The organism is Lichenicoccus roseus (assembly GCF_005844085.1).
GTDB lineage: Bacteria > Pseudomonadota > Alphaproteobacteria > Acetobacterales > Acetobacteraceae > Lichenicoccus > Lichenicoccus roseus.
This window is the reverse complement of record NZ_VCDI01000003.1, coordinates 693853-700473: the sequence shown is the minus strand read 5'-3', so window position 1 is coordinate 700473 and position 6621 is coordinate 693853. Positions and strand designations below refer to the sequence as shown.

At 62.9% G+C, this 6621-nt stretch carries 5 protein-coding genes and 1 pseudogene; 1 reads left to right on the top strand and 5 read right to left on the bottom strand.

What is annotated here, in order from left to right; translation table 11 throughout:
- Positions 1 to 100: 100 nt before the first annotated feature.
- Both FE263_RS12425 and FE263_RS12420 read right to left on the bottom strand, forming a co-directional pair.
- Positions 101 to 322, bottom strand: a pseudogene (locus FE263_RS12425) (transposase); the annotation flags it as partial.
- 217 nt (positions 323 to 539) lie between these two features.
- Complete coding sequence (locus FE263_RS12420; RefSeq protein WP_240759427.1) at positions 540 to 1850, bottom strand: tyrosine-type recombinase/integrase; 1311 nt, start codon at positions 1848 to 1850, stop codon at positions 540 to 542.
- A gap of 688 nt (positions 1851 to 2538) precedes the next feature.
- Here FE263_RS12420 and FE263_RS12415 point away from each other — a divergent pair.
- Positions 2539 to 2781, top strand: a complete 243-nt coding sequence (locus FE263_RS12415; RefSeq protein ID WP_138326273.1) for an AbrB/MazE/SpoVT family DNA-binding domain-containing protein — start codon at positions 2539 to 2541, stop codon at positions 2779 to 2781.
- A 133-nt stretch (positions 2782 to 2914) separates the two neighbouring features.
- Here FE263_RS12415 and FE263_RS12410 read toward each other — a convergent pair whose 3' ends face one another.
- The 3 genes from FE263_RS12410 to FE263_RS22115 all read right to left on the bottom strand — a co-directional run bounded on the left by FE263_RS12410 (position 2915) and on the right by FE263_RS22115 (position 6620).
- Positions 2915 to 3391, bottom strand: coding sequence for a BLUF domain-containing protein (locus FE263_RS12410; RefSeq protein WP_138326272.1), 477 nt, complete (start codon positions 3389 to 3391; stop codon positions 2915 to 2917).
- Positions 3392 to 3822: 431 nt separating this feature from the next.
- Positions 3823 to 5829, bottom strand: coding sequence for a methyl-accepting chemotaxis protein (locus tag FE263_RS12405; protein ID WP_171034073.1), 2007 nt, complete (start codon positions 5827 to 5829; stop codon positions 3823 to 3825).
- 413 nt (positions 5830 to 6242) lie between these two features.
- Positions 6243 to 6620, bottom strand: a complete 378-nt coding sequence (locus FE263_RS22115; RefSeq protein ID WP_171034072.1) for a hypothetical protein — start codon at positions 6618 to 6620, stop codon at positions 6243 to 6245.
- Between the last annotated feature and the right edge of the window lies 1 nt (position 6621).

Genomic DNA, 6621 nt, shown 5'->3' with positions numbered 1-6621 from the left:
GACCTTCTCGCCACAAGATTGCGCCAATTACTTCACCGCAGCCGGATATGAACCAGACTGATCGGATTCCGCTCTAGCCGTAGACCGTGCGCCAGTGTCAAAAATGGATCGGCAGCATCCGCCAGCCGCAGCCTGAGGGAACTAGGTAGCGAACCGCATTGATGACCTCGCGAAATTTGACCTCGCGTGGCCGCCCGCGCCGTCCAGGCATCGGCATGAGCGGCGCGATCCGACACTATTCCTCGTCCGTCAGGTCAGACGGATAGCGCTTGGTCTTGCGGGCGATTCTGGTCATCCGGGCTCGTTGCTCTGCTGTCCACATCCAGAGCTTGAATTACAACATAGCCGATTTCCAAACAGGCTCTAAGGCTTCGTCCTGACGCGCTCCTGGCCCCGGTGGCCCCATTAAGATGATCAGAGTGGGGCCAAGAAAACGAAGGTATAAGCAAGGGCGGCCCCGGCGGCCCCACCCGGTCCCGCAGGGTTTCGAGATGTAGGGCTAGGTCGGCCGGCGCCGGCGCGGTGCCGTCAGCTCAAAATCAACTGACTGCGACATCTGCGTCCCGGCGCTCCGGAAGGCTCACCACGATAGCCGGCGCTTTAGTAGAGTAGGCTTCCCAGTCCTCCATCAGCCGCCGCCGCTTCGTGAAGAGGTCTCCTCGCGCGTAGGCCTGTTCAACTTTGCCTCCAATCTGATGGGCAAGCGCCGCTTCTACCACTTCTCGTGGATGCCCTGTTGTCTCTCCTGCCCAGTCGCGGAAGGTAGAGCGGAAGCCGTGCACAGTGAACTTGCCATAATCCATCCTGCGAAGAGTCATCGCCATCGCCATGACGCTGAGCGAGTTGCCTCCGCCCTGGCCTGGGAACACTAGCGAAGATGGATCCTCTTCTCCGCGCAGCGGAAGCAGTCCACGCAGCAGAGCAAGCACCGCCGGCGCAAGCGGCACCCGATGCTCCTTCCCCGCCTTCATGCGCTCCTTCGGGACTGTCCACACAGCCGCTCCCATATCGATCTCTGACCAGCGCGCGCCAAGCGCTTCTCCTGAGCGGGCGGCGGTGAGGATGGCGAACTCCAGTGCACGGGCTGCCATTCCATCGCGCCCGCGAAGCTTCTGTATGAAGGAGGCCAAGTCGTGCCAGGGCAGAGCGGTGTGGTGCTTTACTGCTCGAACTTTCGTGCGGCTGGGGAGAAGCTTGTCCAGGTGACCCCGCCACCGAGCCGGGTTAGCGCCTGCGCGCCATCCGTGGACAGCGGCATAGTCGAGCACAGCTTCAACGCGGCCGCGTAAACGTGTCGCTGTCTCGGGTATGGTGTGCCAGATCGGTCGTAACACCGCCATCACGTGCGCGGTCTCGATCTCCGCTACCGGCAGTCTCCCAATATGCGGGCCAGCATATTCACGCAGTGTCATAGCGAGTTGGGCGCGGTGCTTGGCGTTCCGCCATCCGCTCTCGTGTGCCTCAAGGTAGAGTCTCGCCACCTCATCAAACGTCTTCACGCGGGCAGCAGCAGCCTGCGCTGCCGTTACTGCTGCTGCCTCAGTCGCCTTGCGGTGCTCCAGGGGATCGATCCCGGTATCCACCAACCGCCGCAACTCGTCGGCTTTCTGGCGCGCCCCCGCCAGTGCTATCGCGCCAGGGCCGCTGGCGCGACCAAGCCCTGCCTCGCGTAGCTTCTTACCGGGCATCGTGTAGCGGAACAGCCAAAAGCGAGCTTCAGCAGAGCGGACCAGCAGATAGAGGCCACCGCCATCGCCGTAGCGGCCCGGTTTAGCCGTGCGAACCTTCGCTGCCGTGAGTCCCGCCGCCCTACGTGGCATCGTCCGCCCCTCTTCGAGAGCGGGAAACATCCCCGCGTCCGTCCCCTAATGATATGATTGAACGAGCGCGAACGGAAGCGGCCATGAGCGAATAGGTGCGGCTTTAACTAACTGATAAAAGGGGCTCTTTGGAAGTTCCTCCGTCTGCATGCGGTCCGAGGCGAACGAGAGTTTGGCGGCCATCCCCTCCGCCAATACATCAGTCAACGTAATCGCTTTGCAGCCGGCCACGAAGCAAACGCGGAGGCTTGCCGATCGGAGTTCTTGATCCGGATCGAGGTGCCAACGTGACCGTACGTCCAGACATGCCCGAGTAGGAGCAATCTGCCGGACCGAGCAGGCACGAGGCTCGGGCAGGGGTATCGATCCACGCGGGAGGGGCCAGGAGTGATCCTGGTGACCAGGCGCCCTGCTTCGGCAACGGCGTCGGTCCAGGGGCTTCCGAAGCCCGGTGCAGCAGATCTCGCGGGAGCGGTTCTCCGCGTATGAGGGCGATCATCCGCCCGGGCCTCCACACCGCCTGGCGGCTGAGTTGCAATAGGATACCGACTCTACCCGCCCGGAATTGACAACCGGATCATCCTCGGTTTCGACTTCATCGGTAGGGACGATGAGGAAGCACTAGCTGTGCCGCATATCATGTGGGCAGAAGACAAGCGACACGAGACCTGGTGTGGCAGGCAACAGCCTGATCGTGCTTCTACCTGGGACACCAGGCATGCATGATCTGGAAAGGCAGATGCTTCAGTGGCTGGTGAACAGCGACGAGAAGGCAGAAGGCCGGACTACTTACGAGGAAGCCGACCATTACCCCGTCACGCTCGGCCCGGACGGCACGCTTGTGATCCCGGCTATGCTGCTGGAAAAGTTTGGCTGGCAGCCGGGCCACCGGCTGCTGCTCGAGCAGACCGACGACGGCGTGCTGGTGACGGAGATCGAGGCGCTGGGGGACGAGGCCTAGCGCCGAAGCTGCCGTGGCGATCAGCAACTCGCCCATGCTGCATGGCCCGCCCCTGGACGCGGCGGAGATGGACCCTTCCGCCGCCTCGGCTCAGCGGCTCAGTGGCTGATCGGCGAAGCCGCCAGTCGTCGACCTAGTTGGCTCGCCCGAGCGAACCCAGCGACCTGGAAGCCAGGTGATCCAGAATACGTCGCAGCGCTGCGATATTGTTCTCGTCCTGGGCGCTTTCGAGCGCGTCCTGGAGCACTTCGCGGATGTCGTCGGCGCCGACCCGCTCCATCTGCCAATTCGGGTAGAGACGCTCGCGCGTTTCCTCGCGCTGGTCCAGCGAGACGATATCGTAATGGCGCGGATCGTCATGCAGGCTCGCCATCAGCCTCAGCACGTCGGCTGATGGCCCCTCGATCCATTGGAAGAAGACGCCGCTGCCGAAGACGAGCACCCCGGTGATGCCGCAGGTGCGATTGTGGCGTTGCGCCGACTGGATGAGGCGGTCTACCTCGGCATCGTCCACGCCGTCGGCGGCCCGACTGCAATAGACGAAAGTGTAAAGCCTGGGCGCGGCGGCGTCATGGTCGGGGTCGCTTGGAAAACCGGGTTCGTCGAACATGGGTTGGCTCGCTTCGGATATGCCGGCAGGCCGTGTCAACTGGTTGGCCAGGATAAGGTTAGCACATTGATCATGCTCGTGTAAGAAGGGCGCGGTCATCTGATACGGTGAAAAACGGCATCGAGCGCACCACGGTCCGCGAACGGATCCAGGCATGCCTGTGCTCCGCGCGCGTTCGAGGCCGCCACGGTGGCCGGCAACCCAGGCTCGCGCCTGAGCGGCATGTCCAAGTACTCGCCCTGCAGGCGAGGAGACGGCCGCTCCGGCTATGCGACCCGTGCTGTGGGCGGTATCGGGGTGATAGTCATGGCCGCAGGGACCGGCTGGTGGTCAGTCGATGCCTGACCGGTCCGAGCTTTGTCCGGGATTGTGCGGATACCGTAGAAGAGCCTTATCTCGATCGACGTCCTGGCCAACGATGACGCTTGTCTTCAGGCCGCCTGCTTGACAGCGATATTCTCTGAGATCACCTGCTTGATCCGTGCTGCCGTGGTCTCGTTCTTGACGAACTCGATGCTGTACATTCCCGCAGCACCGCCGCGCACGATTTTCGCCGGGATCGGCCCTGCCTGCCTCCCTAACTCGATCGTCAACTCGGTACCGGGCTTTATCTGCAGATTGCTCTGGAACGCGGCGCCCCCCTCGGAGAGGTTGTCGACGGGGACAGTGATCGACGGGTGACCCGACAACATCACAGTCGCCGTGACAGCCCGGAGCTGGAACCGCTCGAACTGGCGCCGCTCGCTCGAGTCTGCCTTGATGGCGTTCAGGAAGCGGTTGACCTCCTGACGCAGGGTGCCGGTTTCCGTGCCGATGCCGGTGGCACCAGTCAGCACGACCTGACTGGCCGACCCGGCCTGGTCGGCCACTGAGACGACGTTCGCCATCGCGCGGGCCGATTGCGCCGTAGCGGTCGATACGGCCTGCACGGAGCTCGCGATTTCCTGAGTGGTAACGCTCTGCTCCTCGATGGACGCAGCCATCGAGGTCGTGTTGGACGCCATGCCTCGGATCATCTCGCAGATCTCGTTGACTGCGACGACCGTGGCATCTGTTGCGGTGCGAACGGTGTCCACCTGCTTGCCGATCTCGGCGGTCGCGTGTGCCGTCTGAGCCGCAAGCGCCTTGACCTCGCTGGCCACGACCGCGAAGCCCTTGCCGGCATCGCCGGCTCGAGCTGCCTCGATGGTGGCGTTCAGCGCGAGCAGGTTGGTCTGCCCGGCGATGGAGTTGATCAGGCCCACGGCCTGGCCGATGCGGCCAGTGGCAGCGGAGAGATCGCCGATCGTGACCTGGCTGGCTTCGGCGCGCGACACCGCCTGCTGTGATGTTCCGGCCGCAGACGACACCTGACGGGCAATCTCGCCGAAGCTTGCGGTGAGCTCCTCCACCGCCGCCGCCGTCGTGTTCAGGTCGTGCGACGACTTTTCTGCGCCGTCCGACGTATTGGATGCCTCCTGACGCACGTCGGACGCGGCACCTGTCATCGCATCGGCCGCCTGGCTCATCTCGTCGGACGAGAAGCTCAGCCGCTGCATGACGGCATTCACCGCGCTGCCGAACCGCTCGGTCTCCTGCTCCATGGCATCCTGCCGGCGAGCGAGCGCTGCTCTCGAGACAACCTGTTCTGCCGTGAGGCGATCGGTCTCGACCATGTTTTCCTTGAAGACCTGGACCGCTGCCGCCATCTGGCCGACCTCATTGGTCTGGCCGCGCGCCGGAATTTCAGCTGACATGTCGCGGACCGCGAGCTTGCGCATCGCGCTTGTCATCGACTTGATCGGCGTTGCAATCGACCGGACAAGGAAGAAGCCGGCCAGGATGGAGGTTAAGGCTGCCAGGATGCCAAAGCCTGCGACAAAGTCACGTCCGGTGGCATAGGCAGCCGCACCGGCCGCACCATCATCGGCGAACGTCGCGATATTGTAGGTCATGTCGGCCTTGAGATTCAGCTCTATGCCGTTTCCTATCGTCGACATCTGGTCAAAAAACAGCCGCTTTGCCGCTTCTGCATTCCGATCTGCAAGTAGAGAGTGTAGCTCGGCAACTTTAAGGGCGTAGGCCTGCAGATCCGCCAGAACCTGCGTATGAAGGTCTGCTTCCTTTCCGGGGTCCACAAGCGGTGCATATTTCGCGTCGTTGGCCTTGAACTCCTCTACCGCCGCCGCGAAGGCTGCATCATCACGCTGGAGTGCTGCCTTGTCGCCAATCTCCAACATCGACCGGCCGACGATACGCCTCTCGGTCGCGACCGCCACGCTCATGGCCCCCAACGCGTTGAGGCTTGGTCCACTGCTTGTGGTCAAGTTCACCACGGTCGCGTTCAAGGTGCTCAACCTCTGCAAAGCGGCTGCGCACAACGCAGCGACCACAATCAGTATGACCGCGAAGCTTGCCGCAATCTTTGCGCCGATGGAGAGATTCCGGACAAAACTCATTACAAACATCCGATGGCTTCATCACCCAGGCTTGACGAAGTCGGCTGACTTCGAAGCAGGACAAGCGGCTGACGTTCCGGTCCTATAACGTTCTGGTGTGCCCTTTCGCCAGCTTCTTTCTGAAGAGCTCAGGAATGGCCACGACGGCTGGTCATTGCGTTCAATCGGACTGTGCTCAGCATGGAATTGAACCTCGATCCCGTGGACTTCCGCTGGCCAGACCTGAACGACCATCTTCCGAATGGATGCTGAAGTAGCGCCCGGCGACTACCGGTCGCCAGGCTGTCCCATAGGCATTCAGGTTGCGCGAAAGCCGCGGTCGTCGCCTGGGGACGTCGTACACAATCCCCTTGGCGCGTGACAGGCGCCCCCAGACGGACTGCAAAGGGGCGTATCCTGCAAACCAACCAGACCTACACGGTGCCGGCCGAAGCGGCCGGAGGCCTCCTTGCGTGGAACTCCAGCAACGGGCTGGCGGAGCTGGATTTCTGGAACCTGTCTACCGCACCGGTGCTGTCGCACAGGTTCCTGCAGCGCACCATCGCCTCGCTGAACGTCGCGACGTCGCAGACTACAGTCGGCACGACGCTGACCTTCGCATCCGTGAGCCAGTCCGGCGGCGGCGCGGTGCTCGTGGGTATGACGGTGAGCGGTAGCGGCATCGCCAGCGGCTGCACCGTCGCGGCGGTGACCGGCACAACCGTCACGTTGTCATCTCCGACGACGTCCATCGTTGCAGCGGGCACCTCGATCAGCTTTCCATCGACCGCGTCCGCGGGCGGCGTGGCCACA